Here is a 25114-nt window from a genome sequence, read left to right as displayed (position 1 = left end):
CGATGAACCTGATCGCCCAACTGGAAGCCGAGCAGATCGCTGCGCTCGGCAAGAACATCCCGGATTTCAAGGCCGGTGACACCGTGCGCGTCGGCTACAAGGTGACCGAAGGCAGCCGCACCCGCGTGCAGAACTACGAAGGCGTGGTCATCTCGCGCAAGGGCGGTGACGGCATCGGCGCCTCGTTCACCGTGCGCAAGATCTCGTTCGGCGAAGGCGTCGAGCGTGTCTTCCCGCTTTATTCGACCAACATCGATTCGATCACCGTGGTGCGCCGTGGCCGCGTCCGCCGCGCCAAGCTGTACTACCTGCGCGATCGTCGCGGTAAATCGGCCCGTATCGCCGAGGTCACCAACTACAAGCCCAAAGCCGAAGCCGAGGCCTGAGGAGACGCGACATGAAAGCAGACATCCATCCCGATTATCACCTGATCGAAGTCAAAATGACCGACGGCACCACCTATCAGGTGCGTTCGACCTGGGGCAAAGAAGGCGACACCATGTCGCTCGACATCGATCCGACCTCGCACCCCGCCTGGACCGGTGGCTCGGCCAAGCTGATGGACACCGGGGGCCGCGTGTCGAAGTTCAAGAACAAATACGCCGGTCTCGGCTTCTGATCCCAGAGCCAGCCAGATACACGAACGCCGCCCCAAAAAGGGCGGCGTTTTACTTTTGCACGATCCGCGTTGGTGACCCTCCGGTCGGTTGATCAGAAGGCAAGGCCCAGGATCGGCATCCAGACCGGCGAACGCGGCGGACGGTTCAGCGGCAGGCCGGTCATATGGCCATTGCCGGTGTCGATGACCACGCGCCCGTCATGATATTCCCGCAGGACCGGTCCCTGCACGCTTTGATGGTCCGAAAGGGCGATGGTCGCATAGCCTTGGTCTGGCTTGGAAAATACGGCGTGTATCATTGGATCGCTCCTTTCCTGGCAAGGCTGTGGGTGGTGACCCGGCGCATCGCGGCCCGGGCTGGCGCTAATAGGGCAGGGGTGCTTGGCCGCGGCATCGCTGTGCCGCCAAAGACCGGGGGATGACTCGTTGTGATCATCTCTGGTTCCTCCTCCTCCTCACCGATCCTTGCGGTCTCGGCATGAATATATAACGACATAGCGGATCGTCTTTTTCAAGAATAAAAAGCGACTCACCTGGTCGTGATGAAAGAATGAAGCTGGAACAAAAGGTTGCAGTGCGGCCACGGCTGGAACTGACGTGACATTTCACGCCCGGAAAAGGCTTGTTTTACAGCGATTCGCGCGGTGTCGGCGCTTTTCATCGCTGCGGCTGCGGCCTATGTTTCGGCGCGACGCGGCCGGGCATGGCAGGGGGATTCGTGGCGCATATCATCGTTGTCGGCAATGAGAAGGGCGGTTCGGGTAAGTCCACGACCTCAATGCATGTGGCGACAGCGCTGGCGCGCATGGGCCATCGTGTCGGCGCGCTGGATCTGGACGTGCGTCAGCGCAGTTTTGGCCGTTATCTGGAAAATCGTGCTGCCTTTTCACAGCGCGAGGGGCTGGACCTGCCCATGCCGCTATTGGCCCATCTTGAGGCTGATGCGCCTGAGGGTTCGGATCCGCTGTCTCAGGCCGTTTCCGCGCTGGAGGCAGAATGCGATTTTATCCTGATCGACTGTCCCGGCTCGCATACCCGGCTTAGTCAGATGGCGCATACGCTGGCCGATACGCTGATCACCCCGATGAACGACAGTTTTGTCGATTTCGACCTTTTGGCGCGGCTGTCCCCCGAAGGCAAGATTCTTGGTCCCTCGATCTATGCCGAGATGGTCTGGTCTGCCCGCCAGCTGCGTGGTCAGGCGGGTGCGGGGCCGATCGACTGGCTGGTGCTGCGCAACCGGCTGGGAACGCAGGCCATGCACAACAAGCGCAAGGTCGGCAGCGCCCTGACCAACCTGTCGCGCCGCATCGGTTTCCGTGTCGCCCCCGGTTTTTCTGAACGGGTGATCTTTCGTGAACTTTTTCCGCGCGGTCTGACGCTGCTTGATCTCAGGGACATCGGCACAGAACAGCTCAGCATGTCAAATATTGCAGCGCGTCAGGAACTCAGGGACCTGATGACTGCGTTAAACTTGCCTGGCGTCAGCGTTTCCTTTTGAACCGCCCGCCATTGTTGCCGGGCCTGCGCGCCACTATGTTGCGCCGCAGATTGGTTAGGAGAGGACGATGACGGCAGCCAGCCGATTCATCCGTATTGTGGTGCTCGCCCTTGCTTTGCCGATGGGGCCTGCTGGCACGGCCACAGCTCAGGCGGCGGATGCCGCAGAACAATCTGAATTACCTGTAGTCACGCTGGCGACCGCCAGGCAGGACTGGATCGAGGCCCGCGTGCCGGTCTCGGGTTCTTTGGTGGCGCGGCAAGAGGTGCAGATCCACGCCCTCGTCTCGGGGCATGAAATCACCAGTATTGATGCCGAGGTCGGCGACCGGGTCGAAGAGGGGCAGGTTCTGGCCCGTTTGTCCGAGGATGTGCTGGCCGCACAACTGGCGCAGGCCGAGGCCGAATATCAGCGCGCGCTGGCCGGCGTCAGCCAGGCCGAAAGCCAGATCGCCAGCGCCGAGGCGACCCTGACGCAAGCCGTCGCGGCGCTGGAGCGGACACGCAGCCTGCGTAAAAGCGGCAATGCCAGTCAGGCGGTCCTGGATCAGGCCATAGCGACCGAGGCCTCGGCCCGGGCGGCCTCGGCTTCGGCCTCGGACGGGCTGGGGGTTGCGCGCGCGGCGCTGGCGCTTGCTGAGGCGGCGCGTAGCATCGCGCAGCTGAATCTTGATCATGCGCGCATCACTGCGCCGGTCGACGGCGTGGTGGTGGCGCGGACAGCACGCCTTGGCGCGATACCGGGCGGTGGTGGTGATCCCCTGTTTACCCTGATAGCCGGTGGCGAGGTTGAGCTGGAGGCCGATGTGATCGAGACCGCGCTGACCCAGCTTAAACCCGGTGATCCGGCCGAGATTGAGGTTGCTGGCCTTGGCAAGGTCGCGGGCAAGATGCGGCTGGTTCCGGCTGCTGTCGATCCGGTGACGCGGCTTGGTCAGGCGCGGATCGCGCTTGACCCCGACCCACGGCTGCGGCCGGGGCTTTTTGCCAGCGGCTGGATCATCACCGAGCGCCGTCAGGCCCTGACTTTGCCCAGCTCTGCCATTCTTGCCGATGCCTCGGGTGAGCGGGTCCAGGTGGTCAAGGACGGGCGGATCGAGTCCCGCCCGGTTCGCGCCGGACTATTGTCGCAGGGCCGGCGAGAAATCCTTGAAGGGGTCGCGCCGGGTGAACAGGTGGTGGCCAGGGCTGCGGCCTTTTTCCGCAGTGGTGATCAGGTGCGGGCGGCCCAATGAACTTTTCGGCATGGTCTATCCGCCACCCTGTGCCGCCAATTGCGATCTTTCTCGTGCTGGTGCTGGTGGGGCTTTACAGCTTCAGCCGGCTGGCGGTCACGGCTATGCCGAACATCGACCTGCCCTTGGTCAGCGTTGTGGTCAGCCAGCCCGGCGCCGCACCGTCAGAGCTGACGCGGCAGGTGGTTCAACCGATCGAGGACTCGATTGCCTCGATCACCGGCGTGCGGCACATCACCTCATCTGCGACCGACAGTTCGGCACGGATCTATGTCGAATTCGAGCTTGAGACCGACACCGACCGCGCAGTCAACGACGTCAAGGATGCCGTCGCCAAAGTCCGGGCAGACTTGCCCGAGTCGATTGTCGAACCGCTGATTCATCGCATCGACGTCAGCGGCATGGCGATCCTGACCTATGCCATCAGCAACCCCGGCATGAATATCGAAGAGCTGTCGGATTTCGTTGATGATGTGGTGTCGCGCGATCTTTCGACCGTGCCCGGCGTGGCCAGCATTACCCGGATCGGCGGCGCGGATCGCCAGATCAATGTCGAGCTGGACCCCGCCCGGATCATGGCCTTTGGGCTAACCGCGGCCGAGATATCGGAACAGCTGCGGGCCAAGAATATCGACATGGGCGGTGGACGTGGCGATCTGGCCGGGACCGAATACACCATCCGCGCGCTGGGATCGGCCGATGATGTCTCACTTCTGGCCGCGACGCCCATTCTGGTCGGCGGTGGCCGGACAGTGCGGCTGGACCAGCTTGGCACTGTCACGGACGGGGCCAGCGAAGAGCGCAAGTTTGCGTTGCTTGACGGTCAGCCGGTCGTCGCCTTTGGCGTCTTTCGCGCCAGCGGCCAGTCCGATCTGGTCGCAGGTGACGGGACTAAGGCCCGTATCGCCGAGATCGAAAAGCGACATCCGGGCACCAGGATCACGCTGATCGACGATGCGACGACCTATACCTCGGGCAGCTATCATTCGACCATGGACACGCTTTACGAGGGCGCGTTCCTGGCGGTGGTGGTGGTGTTTTTGTTCCTGCGCAACTGGCGCGCGATGCTGATCGCGGCGACTGCGCTGCCCCTGTCGATCATCCCGACCTTCTTTGTCATGCACTGGCTGGGCTTTACGCTGAACGGCATCAGCCTGCTTGCGATCACGCTGGTCACCGGCATCCTTGTCGATGACGCCATCGTCGAGATCGAAAACATCGTCCGCCATATCAACATGGGCGTGCCCGCCTATGACGCGAGTATGGAGGCCGCGAATGAGATCGGCCTGACCGTCATCGCGATCAGCTTTTCAATCGTCGCGGTCTTTGCTCCGGTCAGTTTCATGGGGGGGATTCCCGGGCAGTACTTCAAGCAATTCGGCCTGACCGTCGCGGTCTCGGTGCTGTTTTCGCTGCTGGTTGCGCGACTGATCACGCCGATGCTCGCCGCATATTTCCTGCGCGACAACACCCGTCTGGCCGAGGAACGCGATGGCCCGCTGTTGCGCGGTCTGATGGGCGTGCTGGGCTGGACTCTGCGCCATCGCGGGCTGTCGCTGCTGATGGGGCTTGGTGTTTTTGCGATCTCGATCTTTTCGGCAACGCTTTTGCCGACAGAATTCATCCCCGCCTCGGATGTCGGGCGTAGCCAGGTCACCGTCGAACTGCCCCCCGGCTCGACCGTGGCCGAGACCGAGGCGATGGCGCGCGAGATTTCGCACCGTATCAAGACCGCGCCCGAGGTGCGCTCGGTCTTTGTCAATGGCGGTGATGAGGACGTGACCAAAGCCACGCTGATGGTCAATTACGGCCCCAAGGAAGAGCGTGGGCGTTCAAGCTTTCAGATCGAGGATGAGCTTAAGCGCGAGCTGTCGACGATCCCCGATGTGCGCATCAACTTCCAGAACGAAGAGGGGAACGCCGATCTTTCCGTCTCGGTCCTTGGCGATAGCGAAGAGGGCGCGGCCGAGGCGGCCGAGCGGCTGGTCGCGGCGATGAAGACCCTGCCCACGCTTGAAGGGATCACCTCTTCGGCCAGTCTTCAGCGGCCAGAGATTCAGGTCCATCCGCGCCCCGAAGTTGCCGCGCAACTGGGTGTGACCGCCAGCGCATTGGCCACCACCCTTCGCGTTGCGACGCTGGGCGATACCGAATCGAACCTTGCCAAGTTCAATACGGGCGACAAGCAGATCCCGATCATGGTGCGGCTGAACGAATCCGCGCGGCGCGATCTGATGACAGTGCGCAACCTGAGGGTGCCAAGTTCAGCCGGGCAGGTGCCGCTTGAGGCCGTGGCGGATGTCACCTTCTCTGCCGGGGCGACTGAAATCGGGCGCTATGACCGGCGTTATCGGACCACGGTTTCGGCAAACCTTGCCCGTGGCGCACTGCTTGGTCCGGTCAGTGCAGAGGTTGCCGCCCTGCAAGGCGAGGTCGAGCTGCCGCCGGGAACCGAGATCCAGCCCTCGGGCGATGCCGAGATTATGGGTGAGGTGTTCCAGGCCTTCTCGGTCGCGATGATCTCGGGCGTGATGCTGACCTATGTCGTGCTGGTGCTGCTGTTCCACAATTTCGTTACCCCGATTTCCATCCTGATGTCGCTGCCGCTGGCGATCGGTGGGGCGATCCTTGCGCTGTTCCTGACCGGGAACTCGATCAGCATGGCGGTGGTCATCGGCTTTCTGATGCTGATGGGGATCGTGACCAAAAACGCGATCATGCTGGTGGAATTCGCGGTCAGCTCAATGGACCAGGGCATTGATAAGCGTACCGCCATTCTGGACGCGGTTCATAAGCGCGCGCGCCCTATCGTGATGACCACCATTGCCATGACTGCGGGCATGGTACCTTCGGCCATCGGCACGGGAGAGGGGGCCGAGTTCAGCTCTCCGATGGCGATTGCGGTGATCGGGGGGCTGCTGCTTTCGACGTTGCTGTCGCTGTTGTTCGTACCGTCGCTGTTCTCGGTCGTTCATGGCGGACAGGTCAGGATCGCGCGTTTGTTGCGGCGCTGGATCGGGCTGAACGTCGCTTCGAAACCCGCGGGCGAATAAGAGAGCTGCATCTGAATATGAAAAAGGGGGCCCGAGAGCCCCCCCCTTTTTATTGCTGTGGCTGATCGGATCAGGCCAGCATACCCATCGGGTTTTCCAGATGTTTGACGATGGCTTCCAGCAGCTGGGCGCCAAGCGCACCGTCGATCACCCGGTGATCGACCGACAGCGTCATCGACATGACATTGCGGATCACCACTTCGCCATTCTCGACCACAGGGGTTTGAATGCCGGCACCGACCGCCAGGATTGCGCCGTGCGGCGGGTTGATCACTGCATCAAAGTTCTCGATCCCGAACATGCCGAGGTTCGAGATCGCAAAGCTGCCGCCCTGATATTCGTGGGGTGCAAGCTTTCTGGTCTTGGCGCGGTTGGCCAGATCCTTCATCTCGGCCGAAAGGGCGGACAGCGTCTTTTGCTGCGCGTCCTTAAGAACGGGGGTAAAGAGCCCGCCCTCGACTGCGACGGCGACCGCGACATCCGACGGTTTCAGCTTAAGGATACGGTCGCCTGCCCAGACGGCATTGGCATCCGGCACCTCTTGCAGCGCCAACGCGCAGGCCTTGATGATGAAGTCGTTGACCGACAGTTTCACGCCCCGCGATTCAAGCTGCTTGTTCAGCATGGCGCGGAACTTCATCAGCTCGTCCAGCTTGGCCGAGCGGCGCAGATAGAAATGCGGGATGGTCTGTTTGGCCTCGGACAGCCGCGCGGCGATGGTGCGGCGCATGCCGTCCAGCGCCACCTCTTCGGTTTCGCGGTCGGCATACATCTTGAGGATGGTCTCTGCCGAAGGACCTGCCGGTGCGGCAGCAGCCGGGGCGGGGGTCGCCGCTTTCGGGGCTTCGGCGGTGGCAGGCTTGGCCGCGCCGGGCTTTGCACCCTCGACATCCGCCTTGACGATACGACCACGCGGACCAGAGCCCTGAACCGTGGCAAGGTCGATGCCCTTTTCCGCCGCGATGCGCCGGGCCAGAGGCGAGGCAAAGATACGCCCGCCCTCAGCCGATTTTGGCGCAGCCGGGGCAGGCGCAGCCGGGGCTGCCGCCGCCGGAGCGGCCTCTGCTTTCGCGGCCTCGGGTTTGGCCTCTGCCTTGGGTGCGGGGGCCGAACCGATGTCATCGGCGCTTTCGCCATCCTCAAGCAGGACAGCGATGGGGGTATTGACCTTTACCCCTTGGGTGCCCTCGGCAATCAGGATCTTGCCCAGGACGCCCTCATCAACGGCCTCGAATTCCATCGTGGCCTTGTCAGTCTCGATCTCGGCGATGATGTCGCCGGATTTGACCTCGTCGCCCTCTTTCACCAGCCATTTGGCCAGCGTGCCTTCCTCCATGGTCGGAGACAGGGCGGGCATCAGGATTTCAGTCGGCATCTTCTGCCCTCCCCTTAACGGTAGGTGACTTTCTTCACGGCTTCGACGACTTCGGCGGCAGTGATCAGCGCGTGCTTTTCAAGGTTGGCCGCATAAGGCATGGGCACGTCCTTACCGGTGCAGTTGATGACCGGAGCGTCGAGCCAGTCGAAGGCGTTCTCCATCAGATGGGCCGAGATGTGGTTGCCGATCGAGCAGACCGGGAAACCTTCTTCCACCGTCACGCAGCGGTTTGTGCGTTTCACCGATTCGATGACGGTCGCATAGTCGATCGGGCGCAGGGTGCGCAGATCGATGACCTCGGCTTCGATCCCTTCGCCAGCCAGCGTCTCGGCTGCTTCCAGCGCGTGGGTCATGCCGATGCCAAAGCTGACGATGGTCACGTCGCGGCCGGGGCGTGCGATGCGCGCCTTGCCAAACGGGATGGTAAAGTCCGGCAGATCCGGTACTTCGAAGCTGCGGCCGTAAAGGATCTCGTTCTCAAGGAACACGACGGGGTTACCATCGCGGATCGCGGTCTTGAGCAGGCCTTTTGCGTCAGCTGCGGTATAGGGCATCACCACCTTCAGACCGGGGATCTGCGCATACCAGGCTGCGTAATCCTGGCTGTGCTGGGCGGCCACGCGGGCGGCGGCGCCGTTCGGTCCGCGAAAGACGATGGGGCAACCCATCTGCCCGCCCGACATGTAAAGCGTCTTGGCGGCCGAGTTGATGATATGGTCAATCGCCTGCATGGCGAAGTTGAAGGTCATGAACTCGACGATCGGACGCAGACCTGCCATAGCGGCCCCGGTGCCGATACCGGCAAAGCCGATTTCCGAGATCGGCGTATCGACCACGCGGCGCGCGCCGAACTTGTCCAGCAGCCCCTGACTGATCTTGTAGGCGCCCTGATATTCGCCGACCTCTTCGCCCATCAGGAAGACGGTCTCGTCACGCTCCATCTCTTCGGCCATGGCTTCGCGCAGCGCTTCGCGCACGGTCATGGTCTTCATCGGCGTGCCTTCCGGCCAGTCGGGCGACAGGTCCGCTACCGGTGCGGGGGCAGGTGCGGCGGCCTGGGCCGGAGCTGCCGGAGCCTCAGCCTTTGTCTCGGCAGGTGCTTCGGCTTTCGGTGCCGGGGCGGAATCGACGGATTCGCCTTCCTCGACCAGAATGGCGATCGGGGTGTTCACCTTGACCGCTTGCGTACCCTCGGGGATCAGGATCTTGCCAAGGATGCCTTCATCAACGGCCTCGAATTCCATCGTGGCCTTGTCGGTTTCGATCTCGGCGATGATGTCGCCGGATTTCACGCTATCGCCTTCCCTGACCAGCCATTTGGCCAGCGTGCCTTCCTCCATGGTCGGCGACAGGGCGGGCATCAGGATTTCGGTTGCCATGGTTCCCTCTCCCTCAGGCGCTCTTTTCTTCGGCGTAGATATCGGTCCACAGCTCTTCGAGCGGCGGCTCCGGGCTTTCCTTGGCGAACTCGGCAGAGTCGTTCACGATTTCCTTAATCTCCTTGTCGATGGCCTTGAGGTCGTCTTCGGAGGCATGTTTGCCCTGCAGCAGCAGCTCGCGTACGTGTTCGATGGCGTCGCGTTCGTCGCGCATCTTCTGCACTTCTTCGCGGGTGCGGTATTTCGCCGGGTCGGACATCGAGTGGCCGCGATAGCGGTAGGTCATGACTTCAAGGATGTAGGGACCCTTGCCGGCGCGGCAATGCGCCACCGCTTTTTCGCCCGCTGCCTTGACGGCCAGCACATCCATGCCGTCCACCTGTTCGCCGGGGATGCCGAAAGCCTCGCCACGGCCGTAAAGCGTGGTCGAACGGGTCGAGCGTTTGAGCGAGGTGCCCATCGCATACTGGTTGTTCTCGATCACGAAAACCACCGGCAGTTCCCAGATCGTGGCCATGTTATAGGTCTCATAGACCTGACCCTGGTTGGCGGCACCATCACCGAAATAGACGAAGGTGACGTTGTCATTGCCCCGGTATTTGTCGGAAAAGGCAAGACCGGCCCCCAGGGGCACCTGCGCGGCGACGATGCCATGGCCGCCGTAGAAGTGTTTTTCGCGGCTGAACATGTGCATCGAGCCGCCCTTGCCTTTGGAGTAGCCGCCGATGCGGCCGGTCAGCTCGGCCATCACCCCGCGTGCGTCCATGCCGCAGGCCAGCATATGGCCGTGGTCACGGTAGCTGGTGATGCGCTTGTCGCCTTCCTTGGCGACGGATTCCAGACCGACGACGACGGCCTCTTGCCCGATGTAGAGGTGGCAGAAACCACCGATCAGGCCCATGCCGTAAAGCTGACCGGCCTTTTCTTCGAATCGGCGGATCAACAGCATGTCGCGATAGTATTGAAGCAGCTCATCTTTGGACACGTTCGGCGTGCTCTGCCTGGCTGCGGGCTTTCTGACCATGGGCCTCCTCCTCGGGGCGGGGAATAGTTCAGCGTTAAACTAATTCTAGGCGAAGCTGTCGGGGGAAGTAAACCGGACTCGTGCATAGGTCCAGACACCAGATGCAGAAAGCCGCCCGAAAGGCGGCTTGAGCAAGTGTGGCGATGCAGGAAAAGGCAGTTCGCAGACCGGATATCCGGGCAGGCCGGGATCGTGCGCTTTGCCTGAGAGCCTAGCGGATGATGATTTCGTCAGCGCGCACCAGGCCCAGAACGTCGCGGGCACGTTCGTCCAGCAGGTCCACGTCCAGAAATTCATCCGACAGCCGGCGGGTCAGATTGCGCATCCGGTCCACCTCGGCCTGCAGCTTGTTGCGCTGCTGGACCAGCTCTTGCGTTTCGGCTTGCAACTGCACGCGCCGCAGGATGCCAGAGGGACCCTGAACCGCCGCATAGGCAAAATAGACGCCCAAAAGGATCATCACGACGAAAAAGATCAGGGCGCTGATCGATAGGCGTTGGTTCATATGGGGCTCGGCGGCTGCTCGGCTGTTTTGCGCGATCATGCCACAGGCGGGCCTTGTGGGGAATCCCCCGCGGGGCCATGCAGGATGTCATCAAGCACCAGCGCCATAACACAGGCGGAATCCTGCATATCCTGCACGCCTACCCATTCATCGGGCTGATGGGCCAGATCCAGAACACCCGGCCCATAGGCGATGCAGTTCTTGAGCTTGCCGATGCGGTCGATGTGTTTTTGATCATAGGTGCCGGGGCTGACGACATATCCGGCAGTCCGGCCCAGTACCCTCTCAATTGCGGCGGCGGTCGAACGCACGACCGGTGCTTCGCGGTCGGTCATGCTGGGGATGACCTCGAACAAATCCCGGATTTCGTAAACAAATCCAGGACGTTGCACCTTGATTTTTTCAAGGAGCGCCGTGACCTCACGCTTGACCTCGGCGAGATCCTCTTCGATCAGAAAGCGGCGGTCGATGACGATGCGGCAGCGGTCGGCGACGCAGGGCGCAGGCAGGCCGGTAAAATCGGGACCCAGATCCGGCTCTCCGCCATGGATCGAATTGATGTTCAGGGTCGAGTTCCGCGCGCCCTCGGGGATCACAGGCATCTCGGTGTGCTTGCTCAGCAGCAACGGGAACAGGGTGCGTTCCATTTCCTCAAGCACTGCGCCCATGTGGCGGATGGCGCTGTCGCCAAGGAAGGGCATCGAGCCGTGGGCGATGCGGCCGTGGGTTTCGATCTCGGCCCACCAGACGCCACGATGGCCAAGGCAGATGCGGTCCTTGTGCAGAGGCTCAGGGATGATGACGTGATCGACATGGGCAAAGGCGCCTTGCTGGGCCAGATAAGCCACGCCGCCAAAGCCGCCCGATTCCTCGTCAGCCGTGGCGCTGATCTCGATCTGGCCGGGATGGTCGGGATACAGGGCAACAAATGCCTCGGCCGCGATGATGCTGGCGGCCAGCCCGCCTTTCATGTCGCAAGCGCCGCGGCCATAGATGCGCCCCTCATCCAGCTCTGCGCCAAAGGGGTCGCGGCTCCAGCCATGGCCGACCTCGACCACGTCATGATGGCTGTTGAAATGCACGCATTCCCCGGGCGGGCCACCGCGATGGCGGGCGACAAGGTTCCAGCGCGGAAACTCTTTGCTGTCGCCGGGGGCACCATGGGCGCGGATCAGTTCGCACTCCCACCCCTGCGGGGCCAGCCGCGCCTGCAGATATTCGCAGATCTCGCGGTAATGTCGTCCCGGCGGGTTCAGGGTCGGAATGCGGATCAGGTCCTGTGTCAGGCGGACCAGGTCTTCGCGGCGGTTCTTGATCTCTTGGGCAAGCGCGTCCATGACCCAAGGCTAGGCCGGGTTCGGCGGTACGGCAATGGGGTCATTGACAGTTGCCGCGCGCGGGCCTTCCATGGGGCAGGCTTCTTGCAAACTGGGTCGGCCCGATGATTGCCTTTCTGCGCCTGATCGGCATGGTCCTGATCGTTGAGCTGATCTTTTACCTGCTGATCGGCATCTATGTCCGCAGCCTGCGCCGGGAAGAGCTTGAAGAAGAATGGGATCGCCGCCATCCCGAACGTGCGGGACCTTCACCGGAACGAGCCGAGTTCGTGCGGCGTTCGATGGTGGGTTTCAGCAAGACCCTGCAAGCGCGGCTTGTCGGGTTGGTGCTGGTTCTGCCGGTGGTCGCGATCATCGTGATCATCGTGATCGTGAATTACAATTAAGGGGGGCGCCGATGCGCTGGTTCCTGACCGTCCTTGGGGTGATCTTCGGGATCGTGGTCTTTTTGTTTCTGGACTACACGCTGCCCGCAAAGCAGACGGTTCGCATCACCAACACCTATAACCGGCTGACCGATATAGGTGCGAATGCGATCTTTTATGCCTCTCCCGATACCGGGACGGTGCAAAACGCCCAAGGCCAGCGCGACGTGCGGTTCATCGACACGGTGCGTCCCAACGGCAAACCCTATGTCTATCGCAATGAAGACACCGGCTGGATCTGGCCGCCCTATTTCAAATACGACAGTTCGAACCTGCATGCGCAGGCGACCGACCTGCGCTCGACCTCGGCCAATCCGGAATGGGTCAGCGTGACCTCTTATGGTTGGCGGATTGCGTGGCTGTCGATCTATCCCAACGCCATTGCGATCAAGCCGGTGGCGGGACCCGAGGTCAAACCCTTTAACTGGGCGGCGCAGATCATCCTGCTGATCCTTGGCGCGCTGCTGTTTCTGATCTGGCGCATGTGGAACCAGTTTCGCGAGCGTACGATTGACCCGGCCGTCCGCTCGGCTGACGAGGCATGGGACCGTATTGACGCTCGTGCTGATGCGGCACGTGCCAGCGCCCGTGGGCGTCTGCGGCGCGGCTGGGATTGGCTGCGGGGGCGCTGAGTGATGGAGCGTAAGAACCCTGGCACGGATTTCCGCCTCGACTGGTTTGAGAATATCGCCATCAACACCCCTGCGGCTGAGCGCCGCGCGGCAAGCCTGAGCGCCCGCCGCAGCCTGAAAAAGGAATGGCAGGCGGCGTGGCTTTTGAACGCGGTGCGCTGCATCGACCTGACTACGCTTTCGGGGGATGACACAGCGGATCGCGTTGCCCGGCTATGCGCCAAGGCGCGCCAGCCGGTGGACGCAGGCCAGCTTGCTGCGCTGGGGGGTGAGGGTCTGACCACCGGGGCGGTCTGCGTCTATCCGACCATGGTGGCGGCGGCAAAACGGGCGCTGCAGGGCACTGCGATTCCCGTTGCCTCGGTGGCGACGGGCTTTCCGGCCGGGCTGATGCCGCTTGACCTGCGGCTGGCCGAGATCCGCTATGCGCTGGATCAGGGCGCGGATGAAATCGACATCGTCATTTCTCGCGCGCTGGTTCTGCGCGCCGAATGGGCGGCGCTTTACGATGAGATATGCGAGATGCGCGAAGCCTGTGGCGCGGCCCGGATGAAGGCCATCCTGGCGACGGGTGAGCTTAAGACCCTGACGAATGTCGCCAAGGCCAGCCATGTCGCCATGCAGGCCGGGGCTGATTTCATCAAGACCTCGACCGGGAAAGAGCCGGTGAACGCGACGTTGCCCGTCTCGCTCGTCATGTTGCGGGCGATCCGTGATTATCGGGACCGCACCGGTTTTGCCGTCGGATTTAAACCGGCCGGAGGGCTGCGTACCGCCAAGGACGCGCTGAACTGGCAGGTGCTGATGGCCGAAGAGCTTGGCCGTGACTGGCTGCGGCCCGATCTGTTCCGCATCGGCGCAAGCTCGCTGCTGGCTGATATCGAGCGGCAGCTTTCCCATCACGTGACTGGCCGTTATGCGGCGGTCCATCGACTGGCGGCGGGGTAAAGATGCCGAAGGTAAGCGAGATCATGGAAAGCATGGAATACGGCCCCGCGCCCGAGGATGCATCCGCCGTCCGCGACTGGCTGCGCGAGCGTGTAAGTTTTGGTCATTTCATCGCCGGACGCTTCACCCGCCCGGGTGAGACCTTTGCAACCCGCGACCCCTCGACCGGAGAGGAACTGGCGCAGGTCACGCAGGGCACTGCCCGCGATATCGCCAAGGCGGTTCGCGCCGCACGCCGGGCACAGCGGGGCTGGGCGGCGATGCCGGGGCATGACAGGGCGCGTTTTCTTTATGCCATCGCCCGCACCATCCAAAAGCGTGAGCGTTTCCTGTCGGTGCTGGAGACGCTGGATAACGGCAAGCCGATCTGCGAAAGCCGCGATATCGACGTGCCGCTGGTCGTGCGGCATTTCTATCATCACGCAGGGTGGGCCGAACTTCTTGAAAGTGAGTTTCCCGGCCATCTTGCCCTTGGTGTCTGCGGCCAGATCATCCCGTGGAACTTTCCACTGCTGATGCTGGCCTGGAAAGTCGCGCCCGCGCTTGCTGCTGGCAACACTGTGGTGCTGAAACCTGCTGAATATACACCGCTGACTGCGCTGGCCTTTGCTGAAATCTGCGCCCATGTCGGCCTGCCCGCAGGGGTCGTGAATATCGTGACTGGTGATGGAGAGACCGGCGCCGCGCTGGTTCAGGCCCCGGTCGACAAGATTGCCTTTACCGGCTCGACCGAAGTGGGGCGGGGGATCGCCCGCGCCCTTGCCGGATCGGGCAAACGGCTGACGCTGGAACTGGGCGGCAAATCGCCCTTTGTCGTGATGGAGGACGCCGATCTTGATGCCGCTGTCGAGGGCGTCGTTGATTCCATCTGGTTCAATCAGGGGCAGGTCTGCTGTGCAGGTTCGCGCATTCTGGTCGCCGAATCCGTTGCCAGCCGGTTCGAAACGCTGCTCAGGGCGCGGATGGAAAAGCTGCGACTTGGTGCCCCGCTTGATAAGTCTACGGATGTCGGCGCGATCGTCGATCCGGTGCAAAAGGCCCGCATCCTGAGCATCCTTGATCGTGCGACTGCTGCCGGGGCTGAGCTTGTCGGGGGGGATGCTGCGCCCGGCTGCTTTATCGCGCCAGGCTATCTGCGCAACATTGCCCCCGCCAACCCCGGCATGATCGAAGAGATATTCGGGCCTATCGCGACGCTTTCGACATTTCGTACCCCCGATGAGGCGGTAGAGCTGGCGAATAACACCCGCTATGGGCTTGCCGCATCGGTCTGGTCGGAAAGCGCGACAGTGGCCACCGATCTGGCGGCGCGGATCAAGGCAGGTGTGGTCTGGGTTAATTGCGCCAACACCTTTGACGCTGCCGCGCCTTTTGGCGGGGTGCGCGATTCAGGCTATGGCCGTGAGGGCGGGCGCGAAGGGATGCTCGATTATCTTTCTGTCCCGGTCTCTGCGCCGCGCGAGACGGCACCGGCCGGAATCATCCCGGCCGAGGGGCAAGCCATCGACCGTACAGTCAAGCTTTACATCGGCGGCGCGCAAAAACGCCCCGACGGCGGTACGAGCTATGCCGCACAGGACGAGCTGATCCCGCTTGGTAACCGCAAGGACATCCGCAACGCGGTCGAGGCGGCGCAATCGGCGCTGGCGAAATGGCAGGGCCTTGGAGGTCATGGCCGGGCGCAGGTGCTGTATTTCCTGGCCGAGAATCTTGCTCAGGCGCGAGCCGAGTTCGCGGGCTACGCCAGTGTGGATGAGGTTGATGCCGTCATCCGCCGCTGTTTCTTCTATGCGGGCTTTGCCGACAAATATGACGGCGCTACGGTCTCGGCACGACCCGGGCATCTGTGCCATGTCCAGCCAGAACCGCATGGGGTCATGGGTCTGATTGCGCCAAATGCCGCGCCTTTGGCCGGGTTCATGTCACTGGTGCTGCCGGCCATCGCCATGGGCAATGCGGTGGTTGCCATCCCAGCGCAGGACAGGCCGATGGCGGCACTGACGCTGGCCAAGGTTCTGGCCTGTTCGGATGTACCGGGCGGGGTGGTCAACATCGTTACCGGTCCGCGTGATGCGCTGGCGACGGCGCTTGCCGCGCATGACGGCGTTTCGGCGATCTGGCACGCGGGGCAGGGCGAGGGGGTTGCCGAGGTGCAGCGCACCGCAGCCGACACCCTGATTCCGGTCTGGACCCCCGGTCCCCGCGACTGGGGCGATCTGCACGCGCAGGGCCGGGAGTTTCTGCGCGCAGCCAGCCGCACCAAGACGATCTGGCTGCCCTATGGCGCGTTGCCAGCGGGCACCGGCAGTGCGGCCTATTAAGGAAAAACGCATGTATATCCCGCCGCATTTTCAGGAAATCGACCCCGCAGAGATCGCCGCGCTGATCGAGGCGGCGCCCCTGGCCTGTATCATCGCCGGGACCTCTGAGGGGTTGATTGCCAATCACATCCCGCTGCTTGCCGGGCCCGAGGGTGTGCTGATCGGTCATGTCGCGCTGGCCAATGACATGCATCGGCTGATCACCGAAGGGCAGGAGGTGCTGGCGATTTTTCGTGGCGAGGACGCCTATATCTCGCCGAACTTCTACCCTTCGAAGCCCGAGCATCACCGGCATGTCCCGACCTGGAACTATCGCGTGGCGCATGTCTATGGCCGCGTCAGTTTTCAGCATGATGAGCGGGCCAGGCGTGCGGCAGTCGGTCTGCTGACCCGCTATCATGAAAGGCGGCTGAACGGGGAGAATGCCTGGCGCATGGCCGATGCGCCTGCCGATTACATGCAGCAGATGCTTGGCGGTATTGTTGCACTGCGCATCTCGGTCACCCGGACGCTGGCGAAATCCAAACTGAGCCAGAACCGCGAGGCCCGGGACTATCTGGGCGCGGTTGCCGGGCTGCGCGACAGCGGGCATGACGCGCTGGCCGATCAGATGGTCAGACGCCTGCCCGGCGAAAGCTAAGGGGCAGGCGCCCGTCTTTTCAGGCCGAGCGCAGCCAGTTCAGCCCCGCCTCGGTCGAGGTGCGGGGCGTGTATTCCGCGCCGATCCAGCCGCGATAGCCCGAGGACCTGATGGTGTGCAGAAGCTCGGGAAAGTCGATGTCGCCCCGGCTTGGCTCGTGTCGGCTGGGCCAGTCTGCGATCTGGACATGACGCACATGGTCGGCCATGCGCTGCCAGATGGCAAAAGCGTCACCATGGATCATCTGGGCCTGATACACGTCGAACTGCAGTCCCAGATTGGGCGCAGAGACCTCTTCGAGGATCTCGGCGGCCAGATCGAAACTGTCCAGGAAATATCCCGGCATGTCTGTGCTGTTCATCGGCTCGATGGTCAGGCTGATGCGTGGGTCGTGCGCCGAGGCCCATTTGAGGTTCTGCACAAAGGTGCGGCGCGCCTCTTCTCCGCTGGCTTTGCCGCACATGACATGCAGATGGTGCACGCCCAGGACACGGGCAAAGCGCAGCGCGCGGTCGAAATCGCTGCGAAAACGCGCCATGTTGCCCGGCTCTGCTGCAAAGCCGCGCGGTCCCCCGGCCCAGTTGGGCGGCGGGGAGTTCATCAGGACGAACTCCACCCCTGCGGCCCGTGCGGCCTGCGTCAGGGAATTCGCGGCGATGTCATAGGGATACAGGATCTCGACTCCGCTGAACCCAGCCTGCTTTGCAGCAGTAAAGCGTTGCAGCATGGGCAGTTCAGTAAACAGATATGTCAGGTTGGCGGCGAATCGCGCCATGGTCAGGGCTCCAGAGGAAAAGCCGTCCCTCCCGAGTGCACTTCCATACGCCCGTTTTCTCCGGGCATAGCCGCATCGGCTAGTCGGTAGAATGTCTTGCGGTCGATCAGTGCCCAAAGACCGCGGCGAATATGAACGTAGGGCCGGGGCTCATCTGGCGTCCCGCGCATCTCGATCGCATGCTCGGGGCCAGCGACCACCCGGTCGCCAACGTTCGTGGTAAAGGTAATCTCCTGGTCGATTTCGGCATCAACGGCGATGAAGGGCGCGTCGGCCACGCGGATGCCGACCTTTTCGACCGGAGTTACCAGAAAGTAATCGTCACCCTCACGCTTGAGGATCGAAGCGAACAACCGGACCATCTCGGGCCGCCCGATGGGCGTTCCGTTATAGAACCAGCTGCCGTCAGCCCGGATCTCCATATCAAGGTTGCCACAGAATGGCGGATTCCACAAATGCACAGGAGGCGGGCCCTTTTTCGCGGCGCGGCTGGCTGCCGCGGCGATTCCGGCCGCATCGCTCACAGTATTGTCAGTCTTTTCCTCCATTCCCTGTGGACCCTGTCACACCTGCCTTTATGTTGTCCTAGAACAGAAACGAGGCGTTGTCATGGCCGAGAATGAGAAACTGGTTTCAGAAGTCCAGATGCTGACCAATCGGCTGTCCGAGGCGCGCGCCAGTGTCGAGCGCCGTTTTGTCGGTCAGCACGCGGTTGTCGAGCAGGTGCTGGCGGCGATCCTGTCGGGGGGTCATGCGCTGCTGGTCGGGCAGCCGGGGCTGGGCAAGACCATGCTGGTCGATACGCTTGCCACCGTCCTTGGGCTGGGCAACGCGCGGATCCAGTTCACCCCCGATCTGATGCCGGCCGATATCCTTGGCTCTGAAGTGCTGGACATCCGGCCCGACGGCTCTCGCGCCTTTCGCTTTATCGAGGGGCCGGTCTTTACCCAGCTTCTGATGGCGGACGAGATCAACCGCGCAAGCCCCCGGACCCAATCTGCGCTGCTGCAGGCGATGCAGGAAAGCGAGGTCACGATCGGGGGCGAACATCGCCCGCTGGGCCGGCCTTTTCACGTGCTGGCGACCCAGAACCCCATCGAGCAAGAGGGGACCTATCCGCTGCCCGAGGCGCAGCTTGACCGTTTCCTGTTGCAGATCGACGTGGATTACCCCGACCGCGACACCGAACGCGCGATCCTGCTGGCCACGACCGGGGTTGATCAGGGGCAGGCGCATGCGGTCTTTGATCCAGCCGGGCTTGTCGCGGCGCAGGGGCTGATCCGGCGTATGCCGGTGGGCGAGACGGTGCTGAACGCGATCCTCGATCTGGTGCGCGCGGCCCGTCCCGGCGCACCCGAGGCGCCGGGCTGGATTGCCGATACGCTGGTCTGGGGGCCGGGGCCGCGCGCCGCGCAGGCCCTGACGCTGGTGACACGGGCGCGGGCGGCGCTGAACGGTCGCTTTGCCCCGACGCTTGATGATGTCGCTGCCATGGCTGCCCCGGTGCTGCGTCACCGTATGGCGCTTAGCTTTGCGGCCCGCGCGCGGGGCGAGACGGTCGAGGGCGTTATCACGCGACTTCTCGACGACCGGATGCGGGCGGCAGCGTGAGCCGGTCCGCCGGACAGCTTCGCGCACGGGCTGAGGCAGCCACTGCCGCCCTGCCGGCACTGATGCTGTCGGCCGAGAGATTGGCGGCTGCGCTGGCGCCCGGCGCACATGGCCAGCGCCGCGCCGGCACGGGCGAGGACTTCTGGCAATACCGCCCCGCCACCACCGGGGACACAGCGCGCAGCATCGACTGGCGGCGCTCGGCCCGGTCGGATGCGCAATTCGTCCGTGACCGCGAAGCGCAGGTTGCCCAATCGGCTGCGATCTGGATCTCGGCGGCGGCAGGGATGGATTATGCCGGTAGTGCCGAGCGTCCGACCAAACGCGACCGTGCCGAACTGCTGGCGCTGTCGCTGACCATGGCGCTGCTTTCCGGAGGAGAGCGGGTGGCGCTGGCCGGTCAGCCGCCACGTCCCGGACGTCTGCAGGCCGACCGCATCGCCGAGACACTGGTCACGCGTCCCACACTTGATCGCGACGATGACGCCCCGCCTGTCGAGGCGCTGCGCCCGGGCCAGCGGGTGATCCTGTTTGACGATTTCCTTGGCGATCCACAGCCGGTGCTGGACTATCTGGCCCGCGCCTCGGGGCTGGGGGTGCAGGGTGTCCTGATGCAGGTGCTTGACCCGAACGAAGAGGCGTTTCCGTGGCGTGGCGCGGTGTTGTTCCGCTCGGCCTCGGGGGCGATCGGGCATGATACCCGCGACGCGGCAGGGCTGCGCTCTGCCTATCTGGCGCGGCTTGCCGAACGGCGCGAGACCTTGTCGCAGGCCGCGCGCACGGCGGGCTGGCATTTCGGCACACATGATACCGGGGCTGCGCCCGCGCAGGCGCTGCTCTGGCTCTGGTCTGTCCTGGAGGGCTGATGCTGCTTCTTGGTCCTCTCGGCTTTCTGACGCCCTGGATCCTGATCGGGCTTGCGGCGCTGCCGGTGCTGTGGCTGATCCTGCGTGCCATGCCGCCCACGCCGAAACTGGTGCGGTTTCCCGGCACACGGCTGCTCTTGGGTCTCAGGGATCCGCATCCTGTGGCGCGGCATACGCCGTGGTGGCTGTTGTTGTTGCGGGTGCTTGCGATTGGGGCGCTGATCCTTGGGGCAGCCGGGCCGGTCTGGAAGCCGTCGCCCGAAGGCGCGGGGCAGGGGCCGTTGCTGATCGTCATGGATGCCGGCTGGGCCGCCGCGCCCGACTGGCCGCAGCGTCAGGCCCGTGTCCTGCGCGCGCTGAGCCGCGCCGAGGCCGAAGGCCAGCCCGCGGCAATGCTGATCGCAGATGGCCGGGCCGAAGGTGCGCTACCTTTTCAACCCGCTGGTGAGCTTGCGGGACCGCTGCGCGCCCTGCGTCCCGCCGCGTGGGAGACGCGCTATCCCCCGGACCCCGAGGCGGCACTGGCGGCGGCGCCTTCGGGCCTGTCGGCTCTGTGGCTTAGCGATGGTCTTGACCATCCCGATCAGGCCAAATGGCTGGCGGCCCTTACTGCGCGGGGCAATGTCACCGTGGTTCCGCCCGAGGGTCCGCGCCGCGCGCTTGAACTGGTGCCGGGCGATCAGCCTGCCCTGCGGCTGCGTACTACCGCAAGCGGGGCGGATGCGCCGGACGTGTTGGCGATCGGCGTTGATCCCCAGGGCACGCCGCGTGAACTGGCCCGCTTGAGCCCAGCTGACCCTGTTGCTGAGGATGGCGTGACCACGCGGCTGGTGCCGATCACGCTGCCTTCCGAGTTGCGCAACCGCATCACCCGGTTTGAGGTCGAGGGGAACGCCTCGGCCGGGGCGGTGGTGCTTGCTGACGATTCGCTGCGTCGGCGCAAGGTGGCGCTGATCGGCGATGACCGGGCAAGCGAGGGTCAGCGCCTGCTGTCGCCGCTGCATTACCTGCGCCGCGCGCTGGCCCCGAGCACCGATCTTATCGAGGGCGGCCTGGGTGACGTCTTGCTGGCCACGCCTGATGTGATCGTGCTTGCCGACCAGCCTGGCCTTGGCGAAGCACCCGCGTTGCGCGACTGGGTCGAACAGGGCGGGCTGCTGATCCGCTTTGTCGGGCCGCGCATGGCCGCGTCGGAACGGTTAAGTGATGAGCCGCTTTTGCCCGTGCGCCTGCGGGCCGGGGGGCGGGATGTCGGCGGCGCGCTGGCCTGGGGCGAGCCGCGCGGGATCGAGCCATTCGCCCCGGACGGACCATTTGCCGGGCTGGAGGTTCCGGGCGACGCGACGGTGCGCGCCCAGTTGCTGGCCGAGCCTGCCCCCGATCTGGCAAGCCGTACCATTGCCCGGCTGACGGATGGAACGCCCTTGGTCACTCGTGCGTCTTTGGGTCAGGGACAGCTTGTGCTGTTTCACACCACCGCAAACGCGGAATGGTCGAATCTGGCGATTTCGGGGCTGTTCGTCGAGATGCTGGACCGGCTGGTGCGTAGCGCCCGCGTCAACCGCCCTGCAGCGCCCGAAGCCGATCAGGCCGAGCAGCCCTTCTGGACGCCTGAACTGGTGCTGGACGGTTTTGGCCGTGTGACCGAGGCCGAGGCATCCGCTCCGGTCGCCGCCGCTGATTTTGCGCGGGGTCCCGCGCCGGGTGCGCCCGCCGGGCTTTATCGCGGCGGCGAACGGCTGAAGGCGTTGAATGCCGGCGGACCGATCCGCCCGGCGAACTGGCACGGCGCACGGATCGAGCGTGGGACCGAGACACCGGGCCTTGCCCTGCGTGGCTGGCTCATCGCGCTGGCGGCGGCGCTTTTCGCGCTGGATGCGCTGGGCAGCGCCTGGCTGGCGCGCGGCAGGCAAAGGGCACTGGCATGAGACCGTGGCTGCTTTTTTCGCTGCTGATCCTATGGGTGACTGCGGTTTCCGCGCAGGAAGAGCCCGATCCAAGGCTGGTCCGAGCCGCCGACGAGGTTGCGCTGGCCTATGTCATCACCGGAGATGCCGAAGTTGATGCCGCCTCTGAGGCCGGATTGCGCGGGCTGTCGCAGGTCCTGACCGCCCGCACGACTGTTGAGCCGGGTGAGCCGATCGGCATTGATCCCGACCGGGATGACCTGTCGCTGCTGACCTTTTTGTACTGGCCGGTGACGGGCACGCAGGCGCCGCCTTCGCCGCAAGCCTATGTGCGGCTGAACCATTTCCTGCGCTCGGGTGGGATGATCCTGTTTGATACCCGCGACGGCGATATTGCGGGGTTGGGCGGGCCAGACGGTACGGCGGCATTGCAGGCATTGGCCGCGCCGCTCGATATTCCGCCGCTGGCCCCTGTCCCGCAGGATCACGTCCTGACCCGCAGCTTTTACCTGCTGCGGAATTTTCCCGGCCGCTACCTTGACAGCGATGTCTGGGCAGAGGCCCCGCCCGCGGGTGCCGAGGCTGCCGAGGGTGCCCCTTTCCGCAATCTTAACGATGGCGTTTCTCCGGTCCTGATCGGCGGAAATGCCTGGGCCGAGGCCTGGGCTGTGGACGACAACGGCCTGCCCATGTTCAGCGTCGGGGCTGGTTTCGAGGGCGAACGCCAGCGCGAAATGGCCTATCGTTTCGGGGTCAACCTGATCATGTATGTGCTGACCGGGAACTATAAATCCGACCAGGTCCATGTGCCTGCACTGCTTGACCGGCTGCGCGAGGAAGAGGAGGTCGTGCAATGAACGGCCTTGTATTTGATCCTTTGCTGCCATGGCCGGTGATCGGCGCTCTGGCCGTGCTTGCGCTGTTGGTGGCGCTGTGGTCGGTGTGGCAGGGTTTACGTGGCTGGCTGTGGCGCGGGGCAGCGGGGTTGGCTGTGGCTGCTGCCCTGGCCGGGCCGGCACTGGAATCGGGTATTCGCAATAAGCTTTCCGATATCGTCATCCTGCTGGACGACCGCAGCGCCAGCCAGTCCTTGCCCGGACGGGCGGCACAGACAGACGCAGCGGTGGATGAGCTGACACGCCAGCTTACGGCACTGCCTGATACCGAGATCCGCCGCATCACCGTTGCAGATGATCCCGACGGGACGCTGACTGGCGCGGCGCTGACCCGCGCTTTGGCTGCTGAGCCGCAAGGCAGGGTTGCGGGGGTCATTGCCGTGACCGACGGGCTTGCGCATGACGCGTCGATGGTGCCTGCTACCGCTCCGGCCCCGGTTCATGTGCTGCTGACCGGGCAAGAGACCGACTGGGATCGCCGTCTGGTGATCGAAGAGGCCCCCGCCTATGGCCTGATCGGCCAACCCGTCACCATTCGCCTGCGCATCGAGGATCAGGGTGCCGTGCCGGACAGCGTTGCCCAGACCCCCGCGCGGCTGCGCATCATGCTGGACGGCGAGGAAACGCGCAGTCTCGATTTGCCGCCCGGCGTGACGCTGGATCTGCCGGTTGTGCCGAAACATGCCGGGCAGAACGTGGTCTCGATCTCGTTCCAGGCACCACAGGCGGATGTGCCAGAGCTGACCGACCGCAACAATGCCGCAGCGGTGCAGATTCAGGGCGTGCGGGACCGCCTGCGCGTGCTTTTGGTGTCAGGTGCGCCGCATCCCGGTGAAAGAACATGGCGCAACCTTTTGAAATCAGATGCGAATGTGGATCTGATCCATTTTACTATCCTGCGGCCACCGGACAAGATGGACGCCATCCCGGTCGAGGAGCTGTCGCTGATCGCCTTTCCGACGCAGGAACTTTTCATGCAGCGGATCAGGGATTTCGACCTGATCATCTTTGACCGCTACCGGGTACGGGGCATCCTGCTGCCCCAATATTACGACAATATCCGCCGTTATGTCGAAGAGGGCGGGGCGATTCTGGTCTCGGCCGGGCCCGAGATGTCCTCGGTCGAAAGCCTGAACCTTTCGCCTCTGGGGGCGATCCTGCCCGCGCGTCCGACGGGGCGGATTTATGACCAGCCCTTTCTGCCGCGCCTGACCGAAGAGGGCTCGCGCCACCCCGTCACCTCGGATCTGCCCGGCGCTCCGGTCGAAGGGGCCGAGCGGAGCTGGGGGCGATGGCTGCGCATGTCCGAAGTTATTCCCGGCCCGCGCGCGCAAGTGGTGCTGAGCGGGGCCGATGATGCGCCGCTGTTGCTGCTTGGCCGCGTCGGCAAGGGGCGGGTAGCGATGCTGACTTCGGATCAGGTCTGGCTGTGGGGCCGGGGGTTCGAGGGGGGCGGGCCGCAGCTTGAGCTGCTGCGCCGTATCGCCCATTGGTCGATGAAAGAGCCCGATCTTGAGGAAGAGGCGCTGCTTGCCGATGTCGGTCCCGGCCTTGCGGTCACGATCACCCGCCGGACGATGGATGTCTCGGCCGGTCCGGTCCGCATTACCCATCCCGATGGCAAGAGCGAAGAGATTCCCCTGACCGAGGCAGGACCGGGCCGTTTCACCGCGCATTGGACTGCGCCGGGTCCGGGCCTTTACCGGCTGGCCGAGGGCGAGATCGAGCGGGTGCTGGCCCTTGGTCCCGCCGCACCTTTGGAATTTGAGGAAACGGTGGCTTCGGGCGCGGCTCTTGGTCCCTTGGCTGAGGCGACGCAGGGCGGGGTGCTTCGGCTTTCAGAGGGTGTGCCCGCGCTGCGTACCGTGCGCGAGGGGCGGCCTGCCCATGGTCAGGGCATCGACCGGCCATGGATCGCGATCACCCCGCGCGAGGCGGCATCGGTCAGCGGCATGACCCACCGTCCGCTATTGCCGGGCTGGGCATGGCTGGTGCTGATCGCGGGGCTTGCGATTTCCGGCTGGCTGGCCGAAGGACGCGGGCGGTTGCGCGGCTCGGCCTGA

Annotated in this window: 21 protein-coding genes and 1 pseudogene; 14 read left to right on the top strand and 8 right to left on the bottom strand. The window is 64.0% G+C overall.

The genetic code is table 11. The features are described 5' to 3' along the window. The first annotated feature begins 2 nt into the window (after nucleotides 1–2). Nucleotides 3–386, top strand: coding sequence for a 50S ribosomal protein L19 (gene rplS / locus M511_RS01350; RefSeq protein WP_010395848.1), 384 nt, complete (start codon nucleotides 3–5; stop codon nucleotides 384–386). Nucleotides 387–397: 11 nt separating this feature from the next. After that, on the top strand, nucleotides 398–619 hold the full coding sequence (gene rpmE, locus M511_RS01345; protein WP_010395846.1) for a 50S ribosomal protein L31: 222 nt from the start codon (nucleotides 398–400) through the stop codon (nucleotides 617–619). A 92-nt stretch (nucleotides 620–711) separates the two neighbouring features. Here rpmE and M511_RS01340 read toward each other — a convergent pair whose 3' ends face one another. Then, nucleotides 712–918 carry a hypothetical protein gene (locus tag M511_RS01340; RefSeq protein WP_010395844.1) on the bottom strand — a complete coding sequence of 69 codons (207 nt, stop codon included), beginning with the start codon at nucleotides 916–918 and terminating at the stop codon, nucleotides 712–714. A 419-nt stretch (nucleotides 919–1337) separates the two neighbouring features. Here M511_RS01340 and M511_RS01335 point away from each other — a divergent pair, with 419 nt between their 5' ends. From M511_RS01335 to M511_RS01325, 3 genes are all read left to right on the top strand, one after another. After that, nucleotides 1338–2120, top strand: a complete 783-nt coding sequence (locus tag M511_RS01335) for a division plane positioning ATPase MipZ (protein ID WP_010395842.1) — start codon at nucleotides 1338–1340, stop codon at nucleotides 2118–2120. A 67-nt stretch (nucleotides 2121–2187) separates the two neighbouring features. Continuing rightward, nucleotides 2188–3354: an efflux RND transporter periplasmic adaptor subunit gene (locus M511_RS01330; protein WP_010395839.1), complete on the top strand. Its 1167-nt coding sequence runs from the start codon at nucleotides 2188–2190 to the stop codon at nucleotides 3352–3354. Further along, the gene (locus M511_RS01325) at nucleotides 3351–6407 is read left to right on the top strand and encodes an efflux RND transporter permease subunit (RefSeq protein WP_085501153.1); all 3057 of its coding nucleotides are present in this window, start codon (nucleotides 3351–3353) and stop codon (nucleotides 6405–6407) included. The genes M511_RS01330 and M511_RS01325 overlap by 4 nt, the downstream gene beginning before the upstream one ends. 70 nt (nucleotides 6408–6477) lie before the next feature. Here the strand turns inward: M511_RS01325 and M511_RS01320 are convergent, their stop codons facing one another. From M511_RS01320 to M511_RS01300, 5 genes are all read right to left on the bottom strand, one after another. Further along, nucleotides 6478–7782, bottom strand: coding sequence for a pyruvate dehydrogenase complex dihydrolipoamide acetyltransferase (locus M511_RS01320; protein ID WP_085501152.1), 1305 nt, complete (start codon nucleotides 7780–7782; stop codon nucleotides 6478–6480). Between the two features lie 14 nt (nucleotides 7783–7796). Further along, complete coding sequence (locus tag M511_RS01315) at nucleotides 7797–9164, bottom strand: pyruvate dehydrogenase complex E1 component subunit beta (protein ID WP_085501151.1); 1368 nt, start codon at nucleotides 9162–9164, stop codon at nucleotides 7797–7799. A 13-nt stretch (nucleotides 9165–9177) separates the two neighbouring features. Next, entirely contained in the window at nucleotides 9178–10188 is a 1011-nt protein-coding gene (gene pdhA, locus M511_RS01310) for a pyruvate dehydrogenase (acetyl-transferring) E1 component subunit alpha (RefSeq protein ID WP_010395829.1), read from the bottom strand. Nucleotides 10189–10399: 211 nt separating this feature from the next. Beyond that, nucleotides 10400–10693 carry an FtsB family cell division protein gene (locus M511_RS01305; protein WP_029371956.1) on the bottom strand — a complete coding sequence of 98 codons (294 nt, stop codon included), beginning with the start codon at nucleotides 10691–10693 and terminating at the stop codon, nucleotides 10400–10402. A 35-nt stretch (nucleotides 10694–10728) separates the two neighbouring features. Further along, on the bottom strand, nucleotides 10729–12030 hold the full coding sequence (locus M511_RS01300; RefSeq protein ID WP_085501150.1) for an acetylornithine deacetylase/succinyl-diaminopimelate desuccinylase family protein: 1302 nt from the start codon (nucleotides 12028–12030) through the stop codon (nucleotides 10729–10731). 104 nt (nucleotides 12031–12134) lie between these two features. Here M511_RS01300 and M511_RS01295 point away from each other — a divergent pair, with 104 nt between their 5' ends. The 5 genes from M511_RS01295 to M511_RS01275 are packed head-to-tail and all read left to right on the top strand — an operon-like array spanning nucleotide 12135 to nucleotide 16996. Further along, complete coding sequence (locus M511_RS01295) at nucleotides 12135–12416, top strand: hypothetical protein (RefSeq protein WP_085501173.1); 282 nt, start codon at nucleotides 12135–12137, stop codon at nucleotides 12414–12416. Nucleotides 12417–12427: 11 nt separating this feature from the next. Beyond that, a complete protein-coding gene (locus M511_RS01290; protein ID WP_010395822.1) occupies nucleotides 12428–13087 on the top strand; it encodes a DUF1523 family protein in 660 nt (219 codons plus the stop codon). A gap of 3 nt (nucleotides 13088–13090) precedes the next feature. Continuing rightward, nucleotides 13091–14035 (top strand): deoxyribose-phosphate aldolase, encoded by a 945-nt coding sequence (gene deoC, locus M511_RS01285; protein ID WP_085501149.1) that lies wholly within the window; start codon nucleotides 13091–13093, stop codon nucleotides 14033–14035. A gap of 2 nt (nucleotides 14036–14037) precedes the next feature. Beyond that, nucleotides 14038–16356 carry an aldehyde dehydrogenase family protein gene (locus M511_RS01280; protein ID WP_085501148.1) on the top strand — a complete coding sequence of 773 codons (2319 nt, stop codon included), beginning with the start codon at nucleotides 14038–14040 and terminating at the stop codon, nucleotides 16354–16356. A gap of 10 nt (nucleotides 16357–16366) precedes the next feature. Then, nucleotides 16367–16996, top strand: a complete 630-nt coding sequence (locus M511_RS01275; RefSeq protein ID WP_010395811.1) for an FMN-binding negative transcriptional regulator — start codon at nucleotides 16367–16369, stop codon at nucleotides 16994–16996. Between the two features lie 19 nt (nucleotides 16997–17015). Here the strand turns inward: M511_RS01275 and M511_RS01270 are convergent, their stop codons facing one another. After that, a complete protein-coding gene (locus tag M511_RS01270) occupies nucleotides 17016–17771 on the bottom strand; it encodes a hydroxypyruvate isomerase family protein (protein WP_010395809.1) in 756 nt (251 codons plus the stop codon). Between the two features lie 2 nt (nucleotides 17772–17773). After that, on the bottom strand, nucleotides 17774–18319 hold the full coding sequence (locus M511_RS01265; RefSeq protein ID WP_010395807.1) for a DUF1285 domain-containing protein: 546 nt from the start codon (nucleotides 18317–18319) through the stop codon (nucleotides 17774–17776). Nucleotides 18320–18380: 61 nt separating this feature from the next. On the opposite strand from M511_RS01265, the gene M511_RS01260 reads away from it, so the two are divergent. The 4 genes and pseudogenes from M511_RS01260 to M511_RS01245 all read left to right on the top strand — a co-directional run bounded on the left by M511_RS01260 (nucleotide 18381) and on the right by M511_RS01245 (nucleotide 25114). Next, nucleotides 18381–19382, top strand: a complete 1002-nt coding sequence (locus tag M511_RS01260) for an AAA family ATPase (protein ID WP_010395805.1) — start codon at nucleotides 18381–18383, stop codon at nucleotides 19380–19382. Continuing rightward, complete coding sequence (locus tag M511_RS01255) at nucleotides 19379–20248, top strand: DUF58 domain-containing protein (protein ID WP_085501147.1); 870 nt, start codon at nucleotides 19379–19381, stop codon at nucleotides 20246–20248. Before M511_RS01260 ends, M511_RS01255 begins: the two co-directional genes overlap by 4 nt. After that, nucleotides 20248–23012: pseudogene (locus M511_RS01250) on the top strand (DUF4159 domain-containing protein). The gene M511_RS01255 and the pseudogene M511_RS01250 overlap by 1 nt, the downstream one beginning before the upstream one ends. After that, the gene (locus M511_RS01245) at nucleotides 23009–25114 is read left to right on the top strand and encodes a hypothetical protein (RefSeq protein ID WP_085501146.1); all 2106 of its coding nucleotides are present in this window, start codon (nucleotides 23009–23011) and stop codon (nucleotides 25112–25114) included. The pseudogene M511_RS01250 and the gene M511_RS01245 overlap by 4 nt, the downstream one beginning before the upstream one ends.

This window comes from Paracoccus sp. J56 (genome assembly GCF_019633685.1).
In the GTDB taxonomy this organism is placed as follows: Bacteria; Pseudomonadota; Alphaproteobacteria; order Rhodobacterales; family Rhodobacteraceae; genus Paracoccus; species Paracoccus kondratievae.
This window is presented reverse-complemented; position numbering and strand designations above follow the sequence as displayed.

Excerpts from the sequence above, each read along its gene's own strand:
- rplS (WP_010395848.1), top strand. The coding sequence starts at position 3 with ATGAACCTGATCGCCCAACTGGAAGCCGAGCAGATCGCTGCGCTCGGC.
- rpmE (WP_010395846.1), top strand. The coding sequence starts at position 398 with ATGAAAGCAGACATCCATCCCGATTATCACCTGATCGAAGTCAAAATG.
- M511_RS01340 (WP_010395844.1), bottom strand. The coding sequence starts at position 918 with ATGATACACGCCGTATTTTCCAAGCCAGACCAAGGCTATGCGACCATC.
- M511_RS01330 (WP_010395839.1), top strand. The coding sequence starts at position 2,188 with ATGACGGCAGCCAGCCGATTCATCCGTATTGTGGTGCTCGCCCTTGCT.
- M511_RS01325 (WP_085501153.1), top strand. The coding sequence starts at position 3,351 with ATGAACTTTTCGGCATGGTCTATCCGCCACCCTGTGCCGCCAATTGCG.
- M511_RS01320 (WP_085501152.1), bottom strand. The coding sequence starts at position 7,782 with ATGCCGACTGAAATCCTGATGCCCGCCCTGTCTCCGACCATGGAGGAA.
- M511_RS01315 (WP_085501151.1), bottom strand. The coding sequence starts at position 9,164 with ATGGCAACCGAAATCCTGATGCCCGCCCTGTCGCCGACCATGGAGGAA.
- pdhA (WP_010395829.1), bottom strand. The coding sequence starts at position 10,188 with ATGGTCAGAAAGCCCGCAGCCAGGCAGAGCACGCCGAACGTGTCCAAA.
- M511_RS01305 (WP_029371956.1), bottom strand. The coding sequence starts at position 10,693 with ATGAACCAACGCCTATCGATCAGCGCCCTGATCTTTTTCGTCGTGATG.
- M511_RS01300 (WP_085501150.1), bottom strand. The coding sequence starts at position 12,030 with ATGGACGCGCTTGCCCAAGAGATCAAGAACCGCCGCGAAGACCTGGTC.
- M511_RS01295 (WP_085501173.1), top strand. The coding sequence starts at position 12,135 with ATGATTGCCTTTCTGCGCCTGATCGGCATGGTCCTGATCGTTGAGCTG.
- M511_RS01290 (WP_010395822.1), top strand. The coding sequence starts at position 12,428 with ATGCGCTGGTTCCTGACCGTCCTTGGGGTGATCTTCGGGATCGTGGTC.
- deoC (WP_085501149.1), top strand. The coding sequence starts at position 13,091 with ATGGAGCGTAAGAACCCTGGCACGGATTTCCGCCTCGACTGGTTTGAG.
- M511_RS01280 (WP_085501148.1), top strand. The coding sequence starts at position 14,038 with ATGCCGAAGGTAAGCGAGATCATGGAAAGCATGGAATACGGCCCCGCG.
- M511_RS01275 (WP_010395811.1), top strand. The coding sequence starts at position 16,367 with ATGTATATCCCGCCGCATTTTCAGGAAATCGACCCCGCAGAGATCGCC.
- M511_RS01270 (WP_010395809.1), bottom strand. The coding sequence starts at position 17,771 with ATGGCGCGATTCGCCGCCAACCTGACATATCTGTTTACTGAACTGCCC.
- M511_RS01265 (WP_010395807.1), bottom strand. The coding sequence starts at position 18,319 with ATGGAGGAAAAGACTGACAATACTGTGAGCGATGCGGCCGGAATCGCC.
- M511_RS01260 (WP_010395805.1), top strand. The coding sequence starts at position 18,381 with ATGGCCGAGAATGAGAAACTGGTTTCAGAAGTCCAGATGCTGACCAAT.
- M511_RS01245 (WP_085501146.1), top strand. The coding sequence starts at position 23,009 with ATGAACGGCCTTGTATTTGATCCTTTGCTGCCATGGCCGGTGATCGGC.